The organism is Paenarthrobacter nitroguajacolicus (genome assembly GCF_051027655.1).
GTDB lineage: Bacteria > Actinomycetota > Actinomycetes > Actinomycetales > Micrococcaceae > Arthrobacter > Arthrobacter nitroguajacolicus.
In genome coordinates, this window is record NZ_CP073234.1 from 1,981,330 (window position 1) to 2,001,116 (window position 19,787).

At 61.7% G+C, this 19,787-nt stretch carries 23 protein-coding genes and 1 riboswitch; of the genes, 19 read left to right on the forward strand and 4 right to left on the reverse strand.

Annotated elements, in window-relative coordinates:
• Positions 1-277: 277 nt before the first annotated feature.
• Entirely contained in the window at positions 278-1,288 is a 1,011-nt protein-coding gene (locus tag KCX59_RS09515) for an ATP-dependent DNA ligase (protein WP_179017286.1), read from the reverse strand.
• A 433-nt stretch (positions 1,289-1,721) separates the two neighbouring features.
• On the opposite strand from KCX59_RS09515, the gene KCX59_RS09520 reads away from it, so the two are divergent.
• Positions 1,722-2,855, forward strand: a complete 1,134-nt coding sequence (locus tag KCX59_RS09520) for a hypothetical protein (protein ID WP_218649076.1) — start codon at positions 1,722-1,724, stop codon at positions 2,853-2,855.
• Between the two features lie 200 nt (positions 2,856-3,055).
• On the opposite strand, the gene KCX59_RS09525 is transcribed toward KCX59_RS09520, so the two are convergent.
• Both KCX59_RS09525 and KCX59_RS09530 read right to left on the reverse strand, forming a co-directional pair.
• Positions 3,056-4,012 carry a tyrosine-type recombinase/integrase gene (locus KCX59_RS09525; protein WP_179017287.1) on the reverse strand — a complete coding sequence of 319 codons (957 nt, stop codon included), beginning with the start codon at positions 4,010-4,012 and terminating at the stop codon, positions 3,056-3,058.
• Positions 4,013-4,063: 51 nt separating this feature from the next.
• The gene (locus KCX59_RS09530; protein WP_179017288.1) at positions 4,064-4,210 is read right to left on the reverse strand and encodes a hypothetical protein; all 147 of its coding nucleotides are present in this window, start codon (positions 4,208-4,210) and stop codon (positions 4,064-4,066) included.
• 302 nt (positions 4,211-4,512) lie between these two features.
• Between KCX59_RS09530 and KCX59_RS09535 the strand changes: the two genes are divergently transcribed.
• The 15 genes from KCX59_RS09535 (at position 4,513) to hisF (ending at position 16,263) form a co-directional block, all read left to right on the forward strand.
• On the forward strand, positions 4,513-4,698 hold the full coding sequence (locus KCX59_RS09535) for a hypothetical protein (protein ID WP_178995480.1): 186 nt from the start codon (positions 4,513-4,515) through the stop codon (positions 4,696-4,698).
• Positions 4,699-4,710: 12 nt separating this feature from the next.
• Positions 4,711-5,604, forward strand: coding sequence for a cytochrome (locus tag KCX59_RS09540; RefSeq protein WP_091466771.1), 894 nt, complete (start codon positions 4,711-4,713; stop codon positions 5,602-5,604).
• Positions 5,605-5,654: 50 nt separating this feature from the next.
• Positions 5,655-6,227, forward strand: a complete 573-nt coding sequence (def, locus tag KCX59_RS09545; RefSeq protein ID WP_178995478.1) for a peptide deformylase — start codon at positions 5,655-5,657, stop codon at positions 6,225-6,227.
• Complete coding sequence (gene fmt / locus KCX59_RS09550) at positions 6,224-7,144, forward strand: methionyl-tRNA formyltransferase (RefSeq protein WP_179017289.1); 921 nt, start codon at positions 6,224-6,226, stop codon at positions 7,142-7,144. The genes def and fmt overlap by 4 nt, the downstream gene beginning before the upstream one ends.
• Positions 7,141-8,709: an RsmB/NOP family class I SAM-dependent RNA methyltransferase gene (locus KCX59_RS09555; RefSeq protein WP_178995474.1), complete on the forward strand. Its 1,569-nt coding sequence runs from the start codon at positions 7,141-7,143 to the stop codon at positions 8,707-8,709. Before fmt ends, KCX59_RS09555 begins: the two co-directional genes overlap by 4 nt.
• A gap of 59 nt (positions 8,710-8,768) precedes the next feature.
• Complete coding sequence (gene rpe, locus KCX59_RS09560; protein WP_178995472.1) at positions 8,769-9,443, forward strand: ribulose-phosphate 3-epimerase; 675 nt, start codon at positions 8,769-8,771, stop codon at positions 9,441-9,443.
• 78 nt (positions 9,444-9,521) lie between these two features.
• Positions 9,522-9,676: riboswitch (FMN riboswitch) on the forward strand.
• A gap of 90 nt (positions 9,677-9,766) precedes the next feature.
• Positions 9,767-10,468 (forward strand): nicotinamide riboside transporter PnuC, encoded by a 702-nt coding sequence (gene pnuC, locus KCX59_RS09565; protein WP_179017290.1) that lies wholly within the window; start codon positions 9,767-9,769, stop codon positions 10,466-10,468.
• Positions 10,465-11,604 carry a bifunctional diaminohydroxyphosphoribosylaminopyrimidine deaminase/5-amino-6-(5-phosphoribosylamino)uracil reductase RibD gene (gene ribD, locus KCX59_RS09570; RefSeq protein ID WP_179017291.1) on the forward strand — a complete coding sequence of 380 codons (1,140 nt, stop codon included), beginning with the start codon at positions 10,465-10,467 and terminating at the stop codon, positions 11,602-11,604. The genes pnuC and ribD overlap by 4 nt, the downstream gene beginning before the upstream one ends.
• Complete coding sequence (locus KCX59_RS09575) at positions 11,604-12,233, forward strand: riboflavin synthase (RefSeq protein WP_091466781.1); 630 nt, start codon at positions 11,604-11,606, stop codon at positions 12,231-12,233. Before ribD ends, KCX59_RS09575 begins: the two co-directional genes overlap by 1 nt.
• Entirely contained in the window at positions 12,230-12,925 is a 696-nt protein-coding gene (gene ribB, locus KCX59_RS09580; RefSeq protein WP_178995466.1) for a 3,4-dihydroxy-2-butanone-4-phosphate synthase, read from the forward strand. Before KCX59_RS09575 ends, ribB begins: the two co-directional genes overlap by 4 nt.
• Positions 12,922-13,626 carry a GTP cyclohydrolase II gene (gene ribA / locus KCX59_RS09585; RefSeq protein WP_178995464.1) on the forward strand — a complete coding sequence of 235 codons (705 nt, stop codon included), beginning with the start codon at positions 12,922-12,924 and terminating at the stop codon, positions 13,624-13,626. Before ribB ends, ribA begins: the two co-directional genes overlap by 4 nt.
• A gap of 17 nt (positions 13,627-13,643) precedes the next feature.
• Positions 13,644-14,129: a 6,7-dimethyl-8-ribityllumazine synthase gene (ribH, locus tag KCX59_RS09590; RefSeq protein ID WP_014921429.1), complete on the forward strand. Its 486-nt coding sequence runs from the start codon at positions 13,644-13,646 to the stop codon at positions 14,127-14,129.
• A 105-nt stretch (positions 14,130-14,234) separates the two neighbouring features.
• Entirely contained in the window at positions 14,235-14,498 is a 264-nt protein-coding gene (locus tag KCX59_RS09595; RefSeq protein WP_018778638.1) for a phosphoribosyl-ATP diphosphatase, read from the forward strand.
• Between the two features lie 84 nt (positions 14,499-14,582).
• A complete protein-coding gene (gene hisG / locus KCX59_RS09600; RefSeq protein WP_017197405.1) occupies positions 14,583-15,443 on the forward strand; it encodes an ATP phosphoribosyltransferase in 861 nt (286 codons plus the stop codon).
• A gap of 43 nt (positions 15,444-15,486) precedes the next feature.
• Positions 15,487-16,263: an imidazole glycerol phosphate synthase subunit HisF gene (hisF, locus tag KCX59_RS09605; RefSeq protein ID WP_091466787.1), complete on the forward strand. Its 777-nt coding sequence runs from the start codon at positions 15,487-15,489 to the stop codon at positions 16,261-16,263.
• A gap of 71 nt (positions 16,264-16,334) precedes the next feature.
• On the opposite strand, the gene KCX59_RS09610 is transcribed toward hisF, so the two are convergent.
• Positions 16,335-16,979 (reverse strand): TIGR03085 family metal-binding protein, encoded by a 645-nt coding sequence (locus KCX59_RS09610; protein WP_014921431.1) that lies wholly within the window; start codon positions 16,977-16,979, stop codon positions 16,335-16,337.
• Between the two features lie 89 nt (positions 16,980-17,068).
• Here KCX59_RS09610 and hisI point away from each other — a divergent pair, with 89 nt between their 5' ends.
• The 3 genes from hisI to KCX59_RS09625 are packed head-to-tail and all read left to right on the forward strand — an operon-like array spanning position 17,069 to position 19,729.
• On the forward strand, positions 17,069-17,485 hold the full coding sequence (hisI, locus tag KCX59_RS09615) for a phosphoribosyl-AMP cyclohydrolase (protein ID WP_017197407.1): 417 nt from the start codon (positions 17,069-17,071) through the stop codon (positions 17,483-17,485).
• Positions 17,486-17,543: 58 nt separating this feature from the next.
• On the forward strand, positions 17,544-19,127 hold the full coding sequence (locus tag KCX59_RS09620) for an anthranilate synthase component I (RefSeq protein WP_179017292.1): 1,584 nt from the start codon (positions 17,544-17,546) through the stop codon (positions 19,125-19,127).
• Positions 19,124-19,729 carry a Trp biosynthesis-associated membrane protein gene (locus tag KCX59_RS09625; RefSeq protein WP_179017293.1) on the forward strand — a complete coding sequence of 202 codons (606 nt, stop codon included), beginning with the start codon at positions 19,124-19,126 and terminating at the stop codon, positions 19,727-19,729. Before KCX59_RS09620 ends, KCX59_RS09625 begins: the two co-directional genes overlap by 4 nt.
• Positions 19,730-19,787 lie beyond the last annotated feature (58 nt).

Here is a 19,787-nt window from a genome sequence, read left to right on the forward strand (position 1 = left end):
CGAGCCTCCAAATTTACAGTTTGCGGATGGTGGGAATTTTCTCGGCACGTTGTGGTTCGACGTGAGGTGAATAGGGCAGTCTCTTCACTTGTGGGTGTGGAGTAATCAAACTTCAACCTCACTGTGGCATGGTGCCTATGCCCTGTCATGCGTATCTAGTACTCGACTTTGGCAGGACCAGTGAGGAGACTACGGCGATCAGTACTCAGTTTGAGTCGCTCCCCTACGCGATGACCCACTGCGGTAGAGAGACCGACATGCAGTCGTGGCGATTGGATCAGCGCTCTGGTACGTGTACATCGTCGGGATCCAATTCAGGCCGGGCGCGCACGAACCGCAGCGGATGCCGGTAGGCATTGCCGGACCAGGCGGTATCACCTGAGACCTCCACGACAAGGGGTTCGACCAGTGTCAGTTGGACTGGCCCTTTGTCTTTGGAGAATCTGTTCAGCCCTGTTTCATTGATTTCTTCAGGCCATGGATGATGGAGCTGTGCTGGTGTCAGATAACGTGCCAGCTCCCGGGCGGTACTGGCAGCCAAAGCCGTCGAGCGTCCAACGATGCGGAGACGACCATCAATAGGTAGTCCGGCGATGATTGCCTGGGGCTGGGTGATACTCCCGATGACGGCAGCACAGACAACGTCCGTGTTGTCTCTGTGTTTTATCTTCAACCAGGAGCGCGTGCCTGGCACATAAAGCTGTGAGAGACCCTTCACCATGACCCCTTCTACGCCCGTAGCGGGCAGTTGCTCGAACCATTTCCGGGCTGTGTCCAGGTCGGTGGTGCCGGGGGAGAGTTCGAGTGGCGGGATCCAGTCTTTGGCAAGTTCATGTAGCAGAGCCCGACGGCTGGAGAAAGGAAGAGCTCTTGTGTCCTGCCCGGCGACAGCAAGCACGTCAAAGGCGGCAAATGATGCAGGTAGCTCGCGTGCCAGTGCCGGCAACATAGCCTTGGCGGTGACCATGCGGCGTTGCAGGGCATCAAAATCCAGCCGGTTGTTGTTCCAGATGACAGCCTCGCCGTCGACGATGCAGCCCTCCGGGAGCTCGCGCTCCGCAGCAGCAACCAGATCCGGAAAGTACTTGGTGAGTTCTTTGCGCGAGCGGGACCAGAGAGTCACAGTGTCTCCAGCTACCAGCAGGCAGCGGTAGCCATCGAACTTCGGCTCATACCAGCTACTACCTGGCATCGCGTTCGGCCCCGGAAGCGTCGCCACAGCTTTGGCCAGCACGACGTCCAGCGGCGGTTGCAGTGACGGCGGGAAGATCCCACTCTGCGGGCTCATGTCATAAGGATACTGTTGGCTTTAGTGGCTTTGCCCGGTTCGAATTCGGACACTTCTGGATTGCCTACATGAGTTGCACAGATGCCGTCAAGCAAAAATCGGCAATGTGGATAAGTATTTTGGGTTTTTGGATAATTCGTGGACACACCTGATATCCACAACATAATAACCGTTATGTTGTGGGACAGTGAGTTGTGGACCTTGCTTATATCAGAACGACTGAACCCAACCTTGAGCGACACGCCAAAATTGCCAAAAAGTTGGCATTGCGCTGCCAAGACGCGTCGCGTCAGTGGCAAAGCCGCATTCGGTTGAACCCGCGTATGGGCGTGAATTCAACGGCCACCACAATTGCACAACTTTCAATGTGATTGCTGAATTCACGCCTGCGGAGGGATTGGGCAGCATGCCAATTACCTGTCAGGCTCGTGGCATGACGACATCACAACCTTGGATTAGAACCCGAGGTCTGGACAGGATTCTGGCACGCGAGACAAGCATCTCGGACCTCTTGCAGTTTTTGAGTGATCGAAATAGCGAGCCCTGGGCAGAGTTAGTTGGCTTCATGCCGAAGACGGTGGAGCGGGAAGCAATCGGATCAAATCAAGCGGACCTGTTGCTGACGGCCAAGGATGGACGAGTTGCTGCAATCGAGGTCAAGCTGGGCCACATCATGAGCGCTAAACAGCAAGCGAATTATGAATCCCTTCCGGGCAATCCCAGTCTCTATCTTGCGGCGCTCAGCATGGATAGGCAGCGCGTGGATGCGGACTCGACCCTTGACTGGAGCTTCCTAAGCCTGGCTCAGGTTTTTGAAGCCTGGACCGATACGGATGACGGAGTGTCACGGGCACTCGCAAACCATGCTTTCGTAGTTCTGAGCGAATGGGACTGGCTGTTATCCAGAGCCTTTGGGCCGGCACGGGGAGCTGAAGGCAAGCCCCTCAATATACTCACTCAGAAGTTCTTGGCGCGGGTGTTGACCCGTCGGATAGCAGCCGACCTTCGGAGCCGAGGAAGGCTGAGCAAAGCGGATGTGGCAAGCGGAGGAGGGCTGCCGCTGATCCAAGCATGGACTCCCATAAGGGGTGAAGACGAGTACCGCTGTTTTATGGCCGAAGTGCGCTGGCAACAGAACAACCAAGGCGGGAAATTGCGGTTCGGGGTGGATTTTGGCAACCGCCCGGGGGAGCCTGAAAACGAGGAGATACGCCGGACGGCTCATGAGCTGTCACAGAGCATGGACACGCACATCGACTTCCCTGCGCTGAAGAGGTATATGAACGTTGCCCATCCCCAACTTGCCGGCTTACTCACACAAGACGGCGTGTCACGTCCGGTTGCAAAGGGAGACTGGGAACAGGTCGTGCGCTATGGATTTGCCGGCACCAGCGCTGCGAACGGTAAGAAGAACAGCAGGCAACAGACGACTCCGGCTTTCTTCGGGGATAGCACCTTGCGGTTCCAGGCCACGGCAGACGTCGATTTCGGAAACGCCAACGGCCAAGACATCGTGAACCTCTTGGACGCGACATTGTCGTATCTCAGCGACCGCCAACCCGCCTGACTAAGCGCGAAATGAGCGAGGTGCTGAGTGAGTTCGAGGAACTCCTTTGAATTGCCGCATGTTCAGGAGTCATATGCCGACTGGTCGTTCAGTGGCTTGCCGGATTTCCATTCGTAGGCATTCCCAGCTTCAATCGTTTTCGTGAACTTAATTTAGCCGGTTTACTGAATCACGATGACTCAACGCGTTCCTTGACCAAGCTAAGCCTTCGTGCGCCGGCTCATGCGTGCAGCAAGCTCGTCGTCCCTGTTGCCGCTGTGCTGGTACCTCATGGCAGCCTTGACGGACGAGTGGCCCAGCCGTGCCATGGTCTCGCTGGTCGTGGCGCCGGCCTGGGCGTAGCGGGTGCCCGCGTAGTGTCTGAGCCCATGGAAGGGCAGATCCTTGCGACCTGCTGCTACCCGTGCTTTGTTCCAGTGCCTCCACAAGGTGCTTTGGCTGAGATGGCTCGTGCCGTCTGCCGCCGGGAACAGCAGAGCATTGCCGGTCTTGCCTTGGACATGGTCAGCGAGAATCTCGGCGTCCTCGCCGAATATGGCAAGCGTGCGGACGCCAGCGGCGCTCTTGGGCTCGCCAACCAGGCGTCCCTTTGTGGCGGTCTTCACGACAGCTTGGGTAATGCTCAGTCTCACAGCTGTGACTGCGCCGTTGTCGTCGCACTCAACGTTCACGCTGTTGGCTCTAAGCTCAGTGGCCTCCCCGAAACGCAGGCCGCCGACGGCAGCAACGATGACAATTGCCCTGTACTCGGGCGTGATTGTCTTCAGCATGGTTGCCAGTTCATCGTCTGTGGGCGGCTTGACTGCCTTGCCGGTGGTCGTGCTGTGCCCGCTTTTGATCTGACAGGGGTTGGATGTAGCTATTCCGTCCTGGACTGCTGTGGAGATGATCGAGCTCAGCAGGCTGTAGGCCCGGCTGGTCTGGGTCACGTTACCTTCGGCCATGAGTGCCGAGCGCCAAGTGCGGACACGGGCGGGGGAGATGGCGCCGAGCATAAGCGGAAGGAACTCCGCCAAGGGGCCATTGAGCAAGCGCTGGTATTCCTCGCGGGTCCTGATCCGGAGGGGTTCGCCTTTGCTGTTTGTGCGCGTCATAATCCAGGTCTCCGCGTAATCGCCCAAGGTCACCGACTGCACAGCACTGGCTGTGGCGGCCACGTCGGGATGTACCCACCTGCCGGAAGCAATTTCGGTCTTCCGGTCCGACAGCTAAGCCCGGGCAGCACCCTTGGTTTTGAAAGTCCCGGGCGCCGCATGGCGTTTTCCGTCGGGACCTGTGTACCGGGCGCGCAAGTTGCCGCTGGGCAACTTGTCGATGATCCCGAAGGATTCGCGGGCCATGTGGGTCTCTTTCATACTGCTTTCGTGGTACCTGCGTGGTACTCGTTGTGGGATTCCGTGGTACTTCGTGACCGCTAATGACCTAAGCAGCATCCCATATTTCCGGTGAATCCAAGGGACTCTAGCGTCATGTCGCTCTTTCGCAAGCAAACGCGATACTGGTTCGAACCCAGTATCGCCCACCACCTGTATGCAAATGGTTAAACCCCGTTTGGACTGATTGAGTCAGCCCGGACGGGGTTTTTCTTTGCAGCAGGCTTGTTTGGCGGATTGCGGGTTTCTGCGTCACGAACTGTGCGGACGCGACACACATCAGCATGCGCGAACAAGAAGACCCGGACTTGCCTGCGGCCAAGGCCACTGCCACGGCCTCCACGGAACCTGCCACGCCCTTCGCGGATCTCGCGCTGACCGCCCCGATTCTCGCCGGCAAGCTCGCCAGGCTGCCCCCAGAGCAACTGGCGCTGATCTTCCCGCGGATGAATTCTGTCGGCCCTCTATGACACAGTCTTTGTATGACTGCTCCACTGCTTGCCCACGCTACTGACTACGGCCGGATGTACGCCCGCTCCACAACTGAGCAATTTTCCGTGCCGTCCATTACTACGGTGATCGGACAACAGGCGCACGCCTTGGACGGGTGGTTCAGTTACATGGGGGCGAGCAGCCTGGCCGCGGATCCTGAGCTTCCTTCGATTCTCGGAAGCCCCGCGAAAATCCGTCAGGCAATCAACAAAGCTTCCAAAGCCGCGGAGGTTTACCGGGACGCGGCGGCCGCACGCGGTGACCGCGTCCACACTTACTGCGAACAGGTAGCGTTGCGGGCGATGGGTCGTCCGCACCGGATGCAGGAATGCAGGGACGACCTCGCTGCCCATGGTGAACAGGCCTTCGCGGCGCGCTTTGACGAATGGTGGGACCTCTACCGGGTGGAGCCACTCGCGCCCGAGATCACTGTGTGGAACAAGACGGTGGGTTATGCCGGGACGTTGGACCTCGTAGCCCGGATCAACGGCCGCATCTGCCTGATTGACTACAAAACCAAGGGAACCACCAGGGACGGAACAGTCAAGGCTTTGGATGACAAAGTGGTCATGCAACTCGCGGCCGGGATGAAGGCCGAGGAAAGCCTGGTGGATCCTGTTGCGGGCGAATGGGAGCCGTGGAAATACGGTGACAACCCCATGCTGCTCGCGGTGGCCATCGGTGAGACCGAAGTCCGGCCGCAGCGGGCCAACCCTGACATCCTCAAGCACCATTGGTGGAAGTTCTGCGCCTTGCGGCGGGTATGGGAGATGTCAGCGGACGTTGTCGCTGCGGGGCAGCCACTGCTTCCCGTTGCTCCGCCGGTCTTTGCGTCAGCCGGAGCGGCACCGACACCGGCCTTGTCCTCAACTAAACTGGCTTAGGCTCCGCAACAACCGGAACCTGGTTTGACGATCGTGAGGACTGACAGCAGATGGCAATTTTGAGTATCCGAATCATCGGGGACCCGGTGCTGCGCACCGTAGCTGACCCCGTCACCGATTTCGGTCCGGAGCTCGCCAAGCTGGTAGCTGACATGACGGAAACCATGGAGGACGTTGAGGGTGCAGGTCTCGCCGCGCCGCAGGTGGGCGTCAGCCAGCGGGTGTTTACCTATCGCATCGGGGGAGTGGAAGGCCACATCATCAACCCGGTCCTGGAAAACAGTGAGGACTTCCAGCCGGACGAGGTGGAGGGATGCCTTTCCATTCCCGGCCTGGGCTTCCCTGTGCGTCGCTTTCGGGCCACCCGGGCAACCGGCGTGGACCTGAACGGCAATCCGGTCTCGGTGGAGGCTGAAGGCATGCTCGCTCGTTGCTTCCAACACGAGACAGATCACCTTGATGGGGTCCTGTACACCGACAGGCTGGAAGGCGACGACCGTAAGGCCGCCCTCCGCGCTATCCGGAATGCCAACTACCACGCGATTACCGAGCAGACCACGTCCAAGCGAGCCAATTCCGTCGGGTCGAGTTTTGGCGGCGGAAGCTTCGGGGCGCCCGAGTGAGGGTACTCTTCGCCGGAACACCGGCTGTGGCTGTGCCGTCGTTGGATGCGCTGGTTAAGGCCGGCTTCGACGTCGTGGCCGTTCTAACGCGGCCGGATGCGCCCGTGGGCCGCAAACGTGTCCTGACTCCTTCGCCGGTGGCTGGACGGGCGATGGAACTCGGTATCGAGGTCATTCGCGCGGCAAAGGTCGACGCCGACACGACGGCCAGAATCGAGGAGTTCGCTCCCGACGTCGCCGCCATTGTTGCCTACGGCGGCATCGTTCCCAAAGCTGCCTTGGGTGTCCCGAGGCACGGCTGGGTCAATCTGCACTTCTCCCTGCTTCCGGCATGGCGCGGTGCTGCCCCCGTGCAGCGTTCCATCATCGCGGGCGACGACGTCACCGGGGCCGTTACTTTCCAGCTTGAAGAAGGCCTCGATACCGGGCCTGTGTTCGGGACACTGACCGAAACAGTTCGTCCGGAAGATACCGCGGGCGATCTCCTCGAGCGACTGTCCATCAGCGGCGCAGTTTTGCTGAGCCAAACACTTTCCGCTATTGATGCGGGTCAAGCTGCTCCGCAGCCTCAAAACGGGGAGATCTCCCTTGCCCCCAAACTGACTCTCGACGACGGGCGCTTGGACTGGCAGCAGCCGGCCCTTGCTTTGAACCGCCGTGCGCGCGGAGTTACTCCTGAACCCGGCGCATGGACAACTTTGGAAGGCCAGAGGGTCAAACTTGAGCCAGTAACTCTCCGTCCCGGGATCATGGACCTTCCTCCGGGAAGCATCCGGGTGGAGGGCAAGTCGGTTCTGGTGGGTACAGGTTCGCATGCAGTGGAGCTTGGCCGGATCCAACCGGCCGGTAAGAAAATGATGTCGTCGGCCGACTGGGCCCGCGGCTTGGCAACACCCGAGAGAGTGGTATTCGAATGAGCGAGTCCGGCCGCCGAGGCCCCAACAACAGCGGGAGCCGGGACGGCGGCGGGGCGGGAAACCGAGACTCGCAGGGCAACCGTGGAGCCCGTGGGGAGAGCAAGCGCAACGCCCAGGGCCGCGAGCGAAACAGGGGACCGCAGAGGGGCTTCACCAATAACGCTCCGTCGCAGCGCACCCGCCGCGCAGATCCAGCCCGATTGGTGGCTTTTGAAGTGCTCCGCGCGGTTGCTTCCGAAGATGCCTACGCAAACCTTGTGCTTCCGGCGCGCATCCGGGAACACCGCCTTGACCGTCGGGATGCCGGATTCGCCACTGAATTGAGCTACGGGGCCTTGCGCGGGCAGGGTACCTACGATGCCATTCTTGCCCGTTGCGTGGACCGCCCCCTGGAGCAATTGGATCCTGCAATTCTGGATGCCCTGCGAATCGGTGCGCACCAGCTGCTCTCCATGCGCGTTCCCGCCCATGCCGCGTTGGACCAGACCGTCGGCCTGGCACGCGCGGTTATCGGCGCCGGCCCGTCGGCCCTTATCAATGCGGTACTTCGCAAAGTCACTGTTCACAGCATGGCCGAGTGGCTTGAGATCCTGCTGGATGACGAATCCGACGAAACCAAAATCGCTGCCTTGCGCCATGCGCACCCTGAATGGATTGTCCGGGCACTACGCCAATCGTTGGTAAACCATGGCCGCCCTAAAAACGAAATCGACGCCCTCCTGGAGGCAGATAACGCCGCGCCGGTGGTCAACTTGGTGGCCTTGCCAGGACTGGGAAACCTCGACGAAGCTTTCGACAATGGAGCCACCGCAGGTGAGCTGGTAGAAGATTCAGCTCTATCCGCTGGCGGAGACCTCGGCCGTTTCGAATCGGTCCGGCGCGGAACAACGCGTGTCCAGGACGTCGGATCACAACTTGTGGCTCGGGCTTTGGCCGGCGTCGAGCTGGGGGAGTCGCCTGCACAAGGTGAACGATGGTTGGACTTGTGCGCCGGCCCCGGAGGGAAGGCGGCGCTCTTAGCTGCCCTGGCCTACCGCGACGGCGCGACTCTCCTGGCCAACGAGCCTGCACCGCACCGGGCCAAACTTGTTCAGCAAGCGCTGTCGGCTGTTCCCGCTGAGGCCTGGACAGTGCGGACCGGTGATGGTCGTGAAGTGGGCGCAGAGCAGCCCGGAACTTTTGACCGTGTGCTCGTGGACGTACCCTGCAGTGGTCTTGGGGCCCTTCGACGTCGGCCCGAATCGCGGTGGCGCCGCTCGCCCAAGGACATTGGCGACCTGGGACCGCTGCAGCGGGACTTGTTGAAGTCCGCTCTTGATGCCGTCAAGCCCGGCGGCGTGGTGGCCTACGTGACGTGTTCGCCACATCCGGCCGAAACCACAGCTGTTGTTACTGACGTGCTGGCCAAGCGCGGGGACCTTGAACTCCTCGACGCCGGACAAGCGTTGGACGATGTCAGCCTCACCGGTAGCCTCGGCGCTGGTCACGAGCTCACAGCCCAGTTGTGGCCGCACGTTCACCAGACGGATGCCATGTTCATGGCGATCATCCGTAAGAAGCCGTAGCTACCAATCTTTAGACCATCACCGAGCTTTCGACTATCACTCCATTAGAGGGGGCTGCCTTGTCTCAGTGCTGTATCAACCCGAGCATCCTTTCAGCGGATTTCGTCAACCTTGAGGCGGAACTCCATCGCATCAGCAATGCTGATGCCGTCCACGTGGACGTCATGGACAATCACTTCGTGCCCAACCTGACCCTGGGACTGCCAGTGGTGCAGAGAATTCAAGCGGTCAGCCCGGTTCCGCTGGACGCGCATTTGATGATTTCCGACGCCGACCGCTGGGCACCTGCCTACGCGGATGCAGGTGTTGCTTCAGTGACGTTCCATGCCGAAGCTGCCATCGCGCCGGTCAAGCTGGCCCGCGAGCTACGGGCCCGCGGGTCCAAGGCAGGTATGGCCCTGCGCCCGGCAACGCCCGTGGAGCCCTACCTGGACATGCTTAGCGAGCTGGACATGTTGCTGATCATGACGGTGGAGCCCGGATTCGGGGGACAGTCATTCCTGGACATCATCTTGCCCAAGATCCGTCGTGCCCGGGCGGCAATCGAAGGTTCGGGCATCGGCGTTGCCATCCAGGTGGATGGCGGCATCACTGAGGAGACCATTGTTCGGGCCGCTGAGGCAGGGGCCAACGTATTCGTTGCGGGCTCGGCAGTTTATGGGCATCAGGACCCTGCGGAAGCGATCGACCGGCTCCGCGCTGCGGGCCAGGCTGCTTCCGCGACGAAAGCCTGACGACCGTCACAATATGTTACGAAGATGGCCCGGGAATAGCCCGGACATCTTGGTAGTTGTGGCAGAATAACAACACACATACGTGCTCCGGGGTCGGTGTAAGTCCGAACCGGCGGTTATAGTCCGCGACCCGCGAGCCATTGGATTCCAAGAAATTGGCATCCGGTGGCGGACGGTTGAACTGGTGAAATTCCGGTACCGACAGTTAAAGTCTGGATGGGAGAAGCACGTACAGTCATGCCTTGGGCGTTCCTTTTGCGAACGCCCGGCATTGCGCTGTCGTACACCCCCGGAGTCATCGCGGCTTACTGGGAAGGAACGGCATGGACTTTCTGCGATGGCTCTTCGAAGCACAGATCCCCGTTGGAGGATCTGCTCTTGTCTTACGCGAAGTGCTTGGAAACATCTTTGGGCTCCTCAGCGCCCTCGGCGGTATGCGCCGCAAAGTCTGGGCTTGGCCAATCGGCATCGTCGGTAACATCCTCCTGCTCACGGTCTTCCTGGGCAACATCTTCGGCGCAGCAGCGCCAGCCACCTTGTGGGGACAAGCCGCACGCCAAATCATGTTCATCGCCGTCGCCATCTATGGCTGGTACCGGTGGCAGCAGGGTCGGCAATCAAGCACCCAAGGGCGCGCCATCGTCCCCGGTTGGGCCAGCAATAAGGTCCGCATCGCCCTGATTGGTGCGATGGTGGCCGGCACGGCAGCATTGACGCCCTTGTTCGACGCCCTTGGCTCCTACCCGCCCGTTTGGGCCGATGCTTGGACCTTCATGGGCTCCTTGCTGGCAACCTACGGTATGGCCCGTGGATGGACCGAGTTTTGGCTGATCTGGGTGGCCGTAGACATTGTGGGCGTGCCGCTCCTGTTCAGCGCTGGTTACTACGCCAGCGCGGTGATGTACCTGTTCTATGGCTTCTTCACCCTCACGGGGTTCTTCGTATGGTGGCGGGCAGAAAAGCGTGAACGCGCCGTCCGCGCTGCCAGCCCGGCAGCTGCCGTTTCTGCGGGAGCGATCCTGTGAGCTTCGCCAACACGCCTTACACCGCCGCCGAAAAAGGGGCCATGGAGGCCGCATTGACCGCGGCGCTGGCGGGTCCCCGTGGAGCCAACCCGCTGGTCGGGGCGGTAATCCTCAGTCCTGACGGCGAGCAACTGGCAACTGGTTATCACCGGGGAGCCGGCACTGCCCATGCCGAAGCTGACGCAATTTCCGAAGCCCGAAAGAAGGGCATCGACATCGTGGGAACCACTATGGTGGTGACCTTGGAGCCGTGCAACCACGTGGGTCGCACCGGCCCCTGCGCCCAGGCCATCATTGCCGCCGGAATCGCGAAGGTGATTTACGCCGTCGACGATCCCCATGACCCTGCCGCGGGCGGTGCGCGTACGCTCACGGCCGCCGGTGTTGAGGTCAGTTCGGGACTGGAAGGCGGAAAGGCGCTGGACCTGAACCGTGACTGGTTCGACGCCGTCGCGGCCAAGCGTCCGTTCGTCACCTTGCATATCGCCCAGACCCTGGACAGCCGCATCGCAGCGGTGGATGGCACCAGCCAGTGGATCTCCTGTCCGGAGTCGCTTGCCGACAACCATGGACTGCGCGGACTCATTGACGCGATCCTGGTGGGCACCGGGACCGTGTTGGTCGACAACCCGCGGCTCACGGCCCGAACCCCGGACGGCGAACTTTCACCTCATCAGCCAATACGAGCCGTCATGGGCCTGCGGGACGTCCCCCAAGACGCTGCGGTCCGCGGAACTGATGGGCGTTTCGTCCACCTGCCCACACGGGATCCGGCGGAAGCCTTGGGCATGCTGTTCGAGCAGGGGGTCCGTCATCTCATGGTGGAAGGCGGCTCGTCGATTCTGAGCACGTTCCTCGCCGCAGACCTTGTGGACGAACTGATCGTCTATCTGGCTCCGACGCTGCTGGGATCCGGAACTCCGGCACTGAACGACCTCGGTATTACCACGCTGGCCGACGCCCAGCACTGGTCTTGGGACGAGGCCGGCGGTGGCGCTGTGCGCATCCTCGGCAATGACCTTCGGCTCCATCTGCGGTCCCCACGAGGGGCCGCCAGCACTATCAAGAATTCGGTTCCGCAGAACAATTTGGCTTCACACAGTGAAGCTGCGGAATATGTCACGGAAGGACACTGATGTTTACGGGAATCGTTGCTGAGCAAGGCACTGTGCTGGGCATTGAGCACGACGGCGATACCAGCGCAACGTTGAGGCTGAAAGCGCCCACCACCGCGGAGGGATTGCCCTTGGGCGGTTCCATCGCCGTCAACGGAGTTTGCCTGACAGCCACCCGGATCGACGGACAGGACTTCAGCGTGGATGTCATGGGGGAGACCCTGGTCCGGACGACCATCGGCGAGCTGGCGCAGGGAGATGCCGTGAACCTGGAACGCTGCGTTCCGGCCGGCGGGCGGCTGGACGGCCATGTTGTCCAGGGCCATGTGGACGGTGTGGGTGAATTGCTGGAGCGCGAGCCGCTGGGAAACTGGGACCGGCTGCGGTTTGGAGTGCCGGCCCAGCTGGCACGCTACATCGCCGAAAAAGGTTCGATCGCCGTCGACGGTGTTTCGCTCACCGTGACCGCCGTCAGTCCTGCGGCCGAAACGGCACCGTGGTTTGAAGTGGGACTGATCCCCACCACGCTGGAAGAAACAGGCTTGGGGGCCAAAGCGGTGGGCGGCCGCGTGAACCTTGAAGTTGATGTTCTGGCCAAGTACACCGAACGACTGCTGTCCTTCGCGCCCCGGCAGGGAGACGTACGATGAGCGCTCCTGCCAAGACAACTCCGGCCGGCGAGCGTCGTACCGGACTTGATCCTGTTGAGTCCGCTATCGCCGCGATGGCGGCGGGCCAAGCCGTGATCGTGGTGGACAACGAAGATCGCGAGAACGAAGGCGACATTATCTTCGCAGCGGAACACGCGACTCCGGCCCTCATGGGCTGGACCATCCGGTATTCATCCGGCGTCATCTGTGTTCCCTTGGATGGAGAACGTGCGGACGCCCTGATCCTGCCGCCGATGGTGGAGATCAACGAGGACGCCAAGGGAACTGCCTACACCGTTTCCTGCGACGCCGCGATCGGAGTCAGCACCGGAATTTCAGCCACTGACCGCGCCTTGACGGCCCGGATTCTGGCAGATCCAAGCAGTACTCCGGCATCGATCACCCGCCCCGGGCATATTTTCCCGTTGCGGGCAGTTAACGGGGGAGTGCGTGAACGTCCAGGTCACACGGAAGCTGCCGTGGACCTGTGTCGTCTTGCCGGGCTGGCTCCGGTGGGTGTGATCGCAGAGTTGGTACATGACGACGGTGAAATGATGCGGCTGGACAGTCTGCGAGACTTTGCCGCTGAACATGGATGCCCCCTCATCTCGATCGAGGACCTGGTGTCGTATGTTGAGGCGGTAGAGTCCCAGTCGGCACTTGTTTCACAGGAGGACGAGGAGAAGCGATGACCGCATCGACCACACGCAACAGCGACCACACCGGCCCCGCGCCGCACCCCGTCAGCGGTGGGCCGATTGTGCAGTTGCCTACGGCCTTTGGTGACTTCGTGGCCCAGGCGTGGACGGACCTTGAGACCGGGCACGAGCACCTTGCCGTGAGTTCCCCGAACCCGCCCGCGGGTGGCCGCGCACCCTTGGTACGGCTGCATTCCGAGTGCCTTACCGGTGATGTGTTCGGTTCCTACCGCTGCGACTGCGGAGAACAGCTGGCTTTCGCGCTGGAACTCATCCACGCAGAGGGCGGAACCCTGCTCTACTTGCGCGGCCAGGAGGGCCGTGGCATCGGGCTGGCCAACAAGATCAAGGCATACGCGCTGCAGGAAGCCGGCTTCGACACTGTTGAAGCCAATGAGCAGCTGGGTTTGCCGGTTGACGCGCGCTCCTACGCTGCGGCAGGTCAGATCCTGGCCGAGATGGGCCTCCACGAAGTCCGGTTGCTGAGCAACAACCCGGACAAGCAGCACCGCCTGGACAAGGCCGGGGTAACTGTTGTGGAGATGGTGCCCACCGAGGTGCCGTCCCGTGAACAGAACCTGCGTTACCTACAGACCAAGAAGGACCGGATGGACCACCGTCTGACGCTCGATGTCGAGCCGGTCAGCAATGGCAAGACACCGGCACCCAACCCCTTTGACAACAACCAAGACTGATCGGATTCACAACAAACATGAGCGGCCACGGCGCACCCACTATTGACCTCACCACCCTCAACCCCGAGGAAACCTCGCAGCTGAAGCTCGCCATTGTGGCGGCAAGCTGGCACACGCAGATCATGGACGGATTGGTTGACGGCGCCCTGCGCGCAGCCAAGGAAGCCGGCATCGCGGAACCCACGCTGCTGCGGGTTCCGGGCAGCTTTGAGCTTCCTGTTGCTGCGGCCAGGCTCGCGCCGCACTTTGACGCCGTCGTAGCACTTGGCGTGGTTATCCGCGGCGGAACGCCGCACTTCGACTACGTCTGCCAGGCCGCGACGTCGGGACTCACCGACGTCAGTGTCCGCACCGGCGTACCGGTCGGGTTCGGCGTCCTCACCTGTGACACCGAGCAGCAGGGCATCGACCGTGCAGGCCTTCCCGGTTCCAAGGAGGACAAGGGCCACGAAGCAGTGACCGCTGCCTTGGCCACGGCTGTGACACTCAAGCAGTTCAGTTAGAAGCGTTGGCTCGAAGGGGATGTGGGTGTGTCTTCACTCACATCCCCTTCGTCATGCAACGCCCCAACAAGCGGTGGTCGCCCCCGAGCAAGTAGTCTGGAGGGCGTGAAGAATTTCGAGACGCTGTTCGCAGAACTGAGTGAGAAAGCAGCGACCCGCCCGGCAGGCTCGCGCACGGTTGCCGAACTGGACTCCGGAATCCACGGCATCGGCAAAAAGGTGGTCGAAGAGGCCGCCGAAGTCTGGATGGCCGCGGAGTACGAATCGGACGAAGCCGCTGCTGAGGAAATTTCCCAGTTGCTCTACCACCTGCAGGTCCTCATGCTCGCCAAGGGCCTCAGCCTGGAGGACGTTTACAAGCATCTCTAGCCACGCCACTCCGCCTGCCTTTTGCGGAGCCCCCTGCGTGGCCAAGGTGCCTGAAAACCTCCATTCCAAAAAGAAAGTCTCCCAATGCTCCGTGTAGCAGTCCCCAACAAGGGATCCCTGTCCGAAGCCGCCTCGGCAATGTTGTCCGAGGCCGGTTACCGCCAGCGCCGCGATACCCGCGAACTGGTCATGGTTGATCCCGACAACGACATTGAGTTCTTCTTCCTGCGTCCCCGCGACATCGCTGTCTACGTAGGCCAGGGAACCCTGGACGTCGGCATCACTGGCCGCGACCTCTTGCTTGATGCCAAGGTGGAAGCCGAAGAGCTGCTTCCCCTGGGCTTCGCCCCGTCCACGTTCCGGTTTGCTGGTCCCGTAGGTGACTTCACCGGCGTCGAGCAGCTTGAAGGCAAGCGCCTGGCCACCAGCTATGACGGACTTCTGCGCGACTACCTCGCCGAGCGAGGCGTCAACGCCAAAGTGGTCCGCCTGGACGGAGCCGTGGAGTCTTCCGTGCGCCTCGGCGTGGCGGATGCCATTGCCGACGTCGTTGAAACAGGCAACACCCTCAAGGCTGCCGGTATGGAAATCTTTGGCGATCCCATCCTGAAGTCCGAGGCCGTGCTGATCCGCCGCTCCGGCTCCGGTGGCGCCGCCAACGGAACGGCCAAGGAAATCGAGATCCTCATTCGTCGCCTCCAGGGCGTTCTTGTGGCACGCCAGTATGTGCTGATGGACTACGACATCCGCAAGGACCTTGTGGAAGACGCAGCAGCCCTGACCCCTGGCTTGGAGTCACCCACGGTCTCGCCGCTTCGCGATTCCGAGTGGGTTGCCGTGCGGTCCATGGTTCCCAAGAAGGAAACCAACCGCATCATGGACGAGCTGTACGACCTTGGCGCGCGCGCCATCCTGGTCAGCAGCATCCACGCCTGCCGTATTTGAGCCGCGTAACAACAGCTGAGCACAAAGAACTGAGGAGCAGCACATGGCTGTAGCCGTACGCGTCATACCCTGCCTGGATGTCGACGCCGGCCGCGTCGTCAAGGGCGTCAACTTTGAAGGACTCCGCGACGCCGGCGACCCGGTGGAACTTGCCCACCGGTACGACAATGGCGGGGCCGACGAACTCACATTCCTTGACGTCACAGCATCGTCCGGAAACCGCGAAACCACGTTCGACGTCGTCCGCCGTACAGCGGAGGAAGTCTTCATTCCCCTGACCGTGGGTGGAGGCGTGCGTGGTGTTGCCGAGGTGGACAAGCTCCTGCGCTTTGGTGCGGACAAGGCGTCCATCAATACCGCTGCCGTTGCCCGGCCCGACGTCATTGACGAAATCACCCGCCACTTCGGCTCGCAGGTGCTGGTGCTCTCCGTGGATGCGCGCCGTACGCGCGAAGGCGACCAGCCGACGTCGTCCGGTTTCGAAGTGACCACCCACGGTGGCCGCACCGGGACCGGAATCGACGCCATTGCCTGGGCCAAGGAAGCAGCCGATCGGGGAGTGGGAGAGATCCTGCTCAACTCGATCGACGCGGACGGCACCAAGGACGGATTCGATCTCGAATTGATTCGCCTGGTTCGTGCCGCGGTGAACATTCCGATCATCGCTTCGGGTGGGGCAGGAGTGCCTGCGCACTTCCCGCCCGCCGTGGAGGCAGGCGCCGACGCAGTACTGGCGGCATCCGTGTTCCACTTCGGCCCGGACGACATGATTGCCCAGGTCAAGACGGCGATTCGAGACGCCGGCTTCGAAGTCCGCTAGCTTTCAGGGTTAACAGCAAGGGAGGGCCACCGTGCAGGTGACCCTCCCTTGCTGTTAAGCCCTATTGGTGGTTAGAGGCCAATGTCCGCGGACTGCAAAAGCGCGACGGCGTCCGGCTGGCCCTCAAAAGTGACAAGGGCCTGGCTGGTGCGGCCGTGGGCGTGCATGAGAAGTTCGCCAGGTTCGCCAACGATGGCAACGGAGACGGGGGCGCGCTTGGCTACATGGCGGGGGCCGGTGGGGCGCACAAGCACGATGCCGAGGTCCACGCCACGGTACAGGAACGCGGCACGCTTGATCAGTTCGTCCCAAAGGGCGTCCGAATAGGCTTCGTCCAAGGCCCGGGGCGCCCAGCGGTCACCGGCGCGACGAATGTCCTCGGTGTGCACAAAGTACTCAATGAGGTTTGATGTCTCATCCAGCGCCTTGATCTTCAAAGGGGAAAGCGCCGGCGGACCTGCACGGAACGTCTTGACGAGGTCCGCGTAGGCGTCCGAACTCTTCAGCTTGGCAGCGAGTTTGGACGTGGCTTTTTCGGATGCCTTGCCCAGGCTGGGGATCAGGAGCCCCAGGCCCACGGCGATCTTCCGTTCGCGCAGGTACAAGTGCGCGGCAAGATCCCGGGTCAACCACCCTTCGCAGAGCGTGGGGGAGTCAGGCCCGGCAGCCAGCAGGGTTTCGGCCAGTACTTCTCGGGAAGGATCGACGAAATGCATCACTTGTGAAACTAGCACGATCGGAGCACTCTTGCGCAGTGGAACCGCCGCAGAATCCCGCTCCCTCCGAAGGCACTAGACTTGATCTGATGTCAGAGCAGTCCGCCCCCAGCCCAACTCCTGCCGCGGAGCTTTCCAGCGACCCCGCGAGCCCCTTGCCGCAGGAGATCGCCAGCGCCCTCAAACGGGATTCTTCCGGCCTTGTCGCAGCGATCGTTCAGCAGCACGATACCAACGAGGTCCTCATGCTCGGCTGGATGGATGATGAGGCACTCAACCGCACCATGACGTCCGGCAGGGTCACGTTCTACTCCCGCTCACGCCAGGAGTACTGGCGCAAGGGCGACACCTCCGGACACGTACAGTTCGTGAAGTCTGTCGCCCTTGATTGCGACGGCGATGCCCTCCTGATCCGCGTGGACCAGATCGGCGCAGCCTGCCACACCGGAACCCGGACCTGCTTCGATGGTCGCGACTTCACCGTCGTTACGGGCCACCGCGAATAAGGCACCCACCACTTTCCACTGACGCACCACCTCAGACAATAAGGCGGAGAACATAGCCATGCAGGACCTTGGAATCATCAGCCCGGGCCTGGAAGAGTTCCGCGAACTCGCCGTCCACAGCCGTGTCATCCCTGTCCGACTCAAGGTTTTGGCCGACGCCGAGACCCCCATCGGCCTGTACCGGAAGCTGGCCAAGGGGCAGCCGGGTACCTTCCTCCTGGAATCCGCAGCGGTCGGCGGCGCCTGGTCGCGCTATTCCTTCATTGGTTCCAAATCCCGGGCAACGCTGACCACCAAGGACGGGGAAGCACACTGGATCGGTGAGCCGCCCGTCGGTGTGCCGGTTTCAGGCAACCCGGTGGAAGCTGTTCGCGACACCATTGCTGCTCTGCAGACGGACCGCTTCGACGGCCTGCCGCCGTTCACCTCCGGCTTGGTCGGCTTCCTTGGTTGGGAGGCCGTGCGGCACTGGGAGCGCCTGACTTCCCCGCCCGTGGATGACCTCCAGCTGCCGGAGATGGCACTGAACCTGGTCACCGACATGGCGGTGCACGACAATGTGGACGGTACCGTCCTCCTGATCGCCAATGCCATCAACTTTGATGACAGTTCCGAGCGTGTGGATGACGCCTGGCACGACGCCGTAGCCCGGGTGAAGGGGTTGCTGGACCAGATCAGCACTCCTGTTGCCCAGCCGGTTTCCGTGCTGGAAACTGCAGCCTTGGACTTCGCCTCCAGCGTGCAGGAACGCTGGGATGAAGCCAAGTACTTGGAGGCCATTGATCGCGGCAAGGAAGCCATTGTTGACGGGGAGGTTTTCCAGGTAGTGATCTCCCGGCGCTTCGAAATGGAGTGCGCTGCCGACCCCCTGGATGTCTACCGCGTCCTGCGCAATACCAACCCAAGCCCGTACATGTACCTCTTCAGCCTGCAGGATGCGGACGGCCGCGAGTACTCGATCGTTGGTTCATCACCCGAAGCCCTGGTGACGGTGACCGGTGAGGAAGTCATCACCCACCCGATCGCCGGTTCACGCCCCCGCGGTAAGACTGTTGAAGCCGATAAGGCCCTGGCTACTGAACTGCTGGCCGATCAGAAAGAGCGCGCCGAGCACCTGATGCTGGTTGATCTTTCGCGCAACGACCTCTCAAAGGTATGCGTAGCCGGAACGGTTGACGTCACGCAGTTCATGGAAGTGGAGCGGTTCAGCCACATCATGCACCTCGTGTCCACTGTGGTTGGCGAGCTCGCCCCCCATGCCAAGGCCTACGACGTCCTCAAAGCGACCTTCCCGGCCGGTACGTTGTCCGGAGCGCCCAAGCCCAGGGCGCTGAGGCTCCTGGACGAACTCGAACCCCACCGGCGCGGAATCTACGGTGGTGTGGTTGGCTACCTGGACTTTGCCGGCGACATGGACATGGCCATTGCGATTCGGTCCGCACTTCTCCGTGATGGCCGCGCTTACGTGCAGGCCGGCGGTGGGATCGTGGCTGATTCCCACAAGCCTTCCGAGGCGTTGGAGACGGTGAACAAGGCCGCAGCGCCGCTAAGGGCAGTCCACACGGCAGGGTCGCTGCAGAACATCGCCGTGGACACCGTGCGGAACGCGGACGCTTCCGACGACGGGACTCCCGCCTCATGAGCACGGCAGCATCAGCTCCTTCCGTCAGGCAGGCGCCGCGCTGGGCGCGGAAATCCACGATTGTCCTTGCCACCACCATCCTTGCACTGGCTGTTTTCGGAGCCACGACGCAGACCTGGATCGAGGTGCGCCTGGACCCCGCCGGCGCTTCGAACAGCGACCTCCATGTCCAAGGCAGCAAGGCCGCCACAGCAGTCACGGCGCTGGCCGTCGTCGCTCTGGCCGGCGGTTTGGCCGCATCCATTGCCGGAAAGATCGCCCGCTGGATCATCGCTGTCCTCATCACGATGTCTGCTGCGGGGATCGTCCTCGCGGCTGTCACCGTGATACTCGATCCGCTGGGAGCCGCACAAGGTTCCATTGCCGCGGCCACGGGAGTCTCGGGCGGGCAAGCCGACGCAGCAGTAACTGCGTTCCCTGTGGTTGCCATCGTTGCCGGTTGCCTCCTGGCGGTCTGCGCAATTGTCTTGCCGCTGGCCGGACGCCACTGGACCTCACGAACCAAGTACGACGCCGCGGCGAGGGTAAAGAAGAGCGGCAGCGAACCCGTGGACGAGATCGACAGTTGGGACAGCCTCTCGCGCGGTGAAGACCCGACGTAGGCACTCACAGCGGACTTTTATGCAGGTCCGGTGCAACAAAGCCGACACTGGCCGTCCT

Coding starts and splice junctions, on each gene's coding strand:
- KCX59_RS09515 (WP_179017286.1), bottom strand. CDS start 1,288: ATGAGCCCGCAGAGTGGGATCTTCCCGCCGTCACTGCAACCGCCGCTG.
- KCX59_RS09520 (WP_218649076.1), top strand. CDS start 1,722: ATGACGACATCACAACCTTGGATTAGAACCCGAGGTCTGGACAGGATT.
- KCX59_RS09530 (WP_179017288.1), bottom strand. CDS start 4,210: ATGAAAGAGACCCACATGGCCCGCGAATCCTTCGGGATCATCGACAAG.
- KCX59_RS09535 (WP_178995480.1), top strand. CDS start 4,513: ATGCGCGAACAAGAAGACCCGGACTTGCCTGCGGCCAAGGCCACTGCC.
- KCX59_RS09540 (WP_091466771.1), top strand. CDS start 4,711: ATGACTGCTCCACTGCTTGCCCACGCTACTGACTACGGCCGGATGTAC.
- def (WP_178995478.1), top strand. CDS start 5,655: ATGGCAATTTTGAGTATCCGAATCATCGGGGACCCGGTGCTGCGCACC.
- KCX59_RS09555 (WP_178995474.1), top strand. CDS start 7,141: ATGAGCGAGTCCGGCCGCCGAGGCCCCAACAACAGCGGGAGCCGGGAC.
- pnuC (WP_179017290.1), top strand. CDS start 9,767: ATGGACTTTCTGCGATGGCTCTTCGAAGCACAGATCCCCGTTGGAGGA.
- KCX59_RS09575 (WP_091466781.1), top strand. CDS start 11,604: ATGTTTACGGGAATCGTTGCTGAGCAAGGCACTGTGCTGGGCATTGAG.
- ribB (WP_178995466.1), top strand. CDS start 12,230: ATGAGCGCTCCTGCCAAGACAACTCCGGCCGGCGAGCGTCGTACCGGA.
- ribA (WP_178995464.1), top strand. CDS start 12,922: ATGACCGCATCGACCACACGCAACAGCGACCACACCGGCCCCGCGCCG.
- ribH (WP_014921429.1), top strand. CDS start 13,644: ATGAGCGGCCACGGCGCACCCACTATTGACCTCACCACCCTCAACCCC.
- hisG (WP_017197405.1), top strand. CDS start 14,583: ATGCTCCGTGTAGCAGTCCCCAACAAGGGATCCCTGTCCGAAGCCGCC.
- hisF (WP_091466787.1), top strand. CDS start 15,487: ATGGCTGTAGCCGTACGCGTCATACCCTGCCTGGATGTCGACGCCGGC.
- KCX59_RS09610 (WP_014921431.1), bottom strand. CDS start 16,979: ATGCATTTCGTCGATCCTTCCCGAGAAGTACTGGCCGAAACCCTGCTG.
- hisI (WP_017197407.1), top strand. CDS start 17,069: ATGTCAGAGCAGTCCGCCCCCAGCCCAACTCCTGCCGCGGAGCTTTCC.
- KCX59_RS09620 (WP_179017292.1), top strand. CDS start 17,544: ATGCAGGACCTTGGAATCATCAGCCCGGGCCTGGAAGAGTTCCGCGAA.
- KCX59_RS09625 (WP_179017293.1), top strand. CDS start 19,124: ATGAGCACGGCAGCATCAGCTCCTTCCGTCAGGCAGGCGCCGCGCTGG.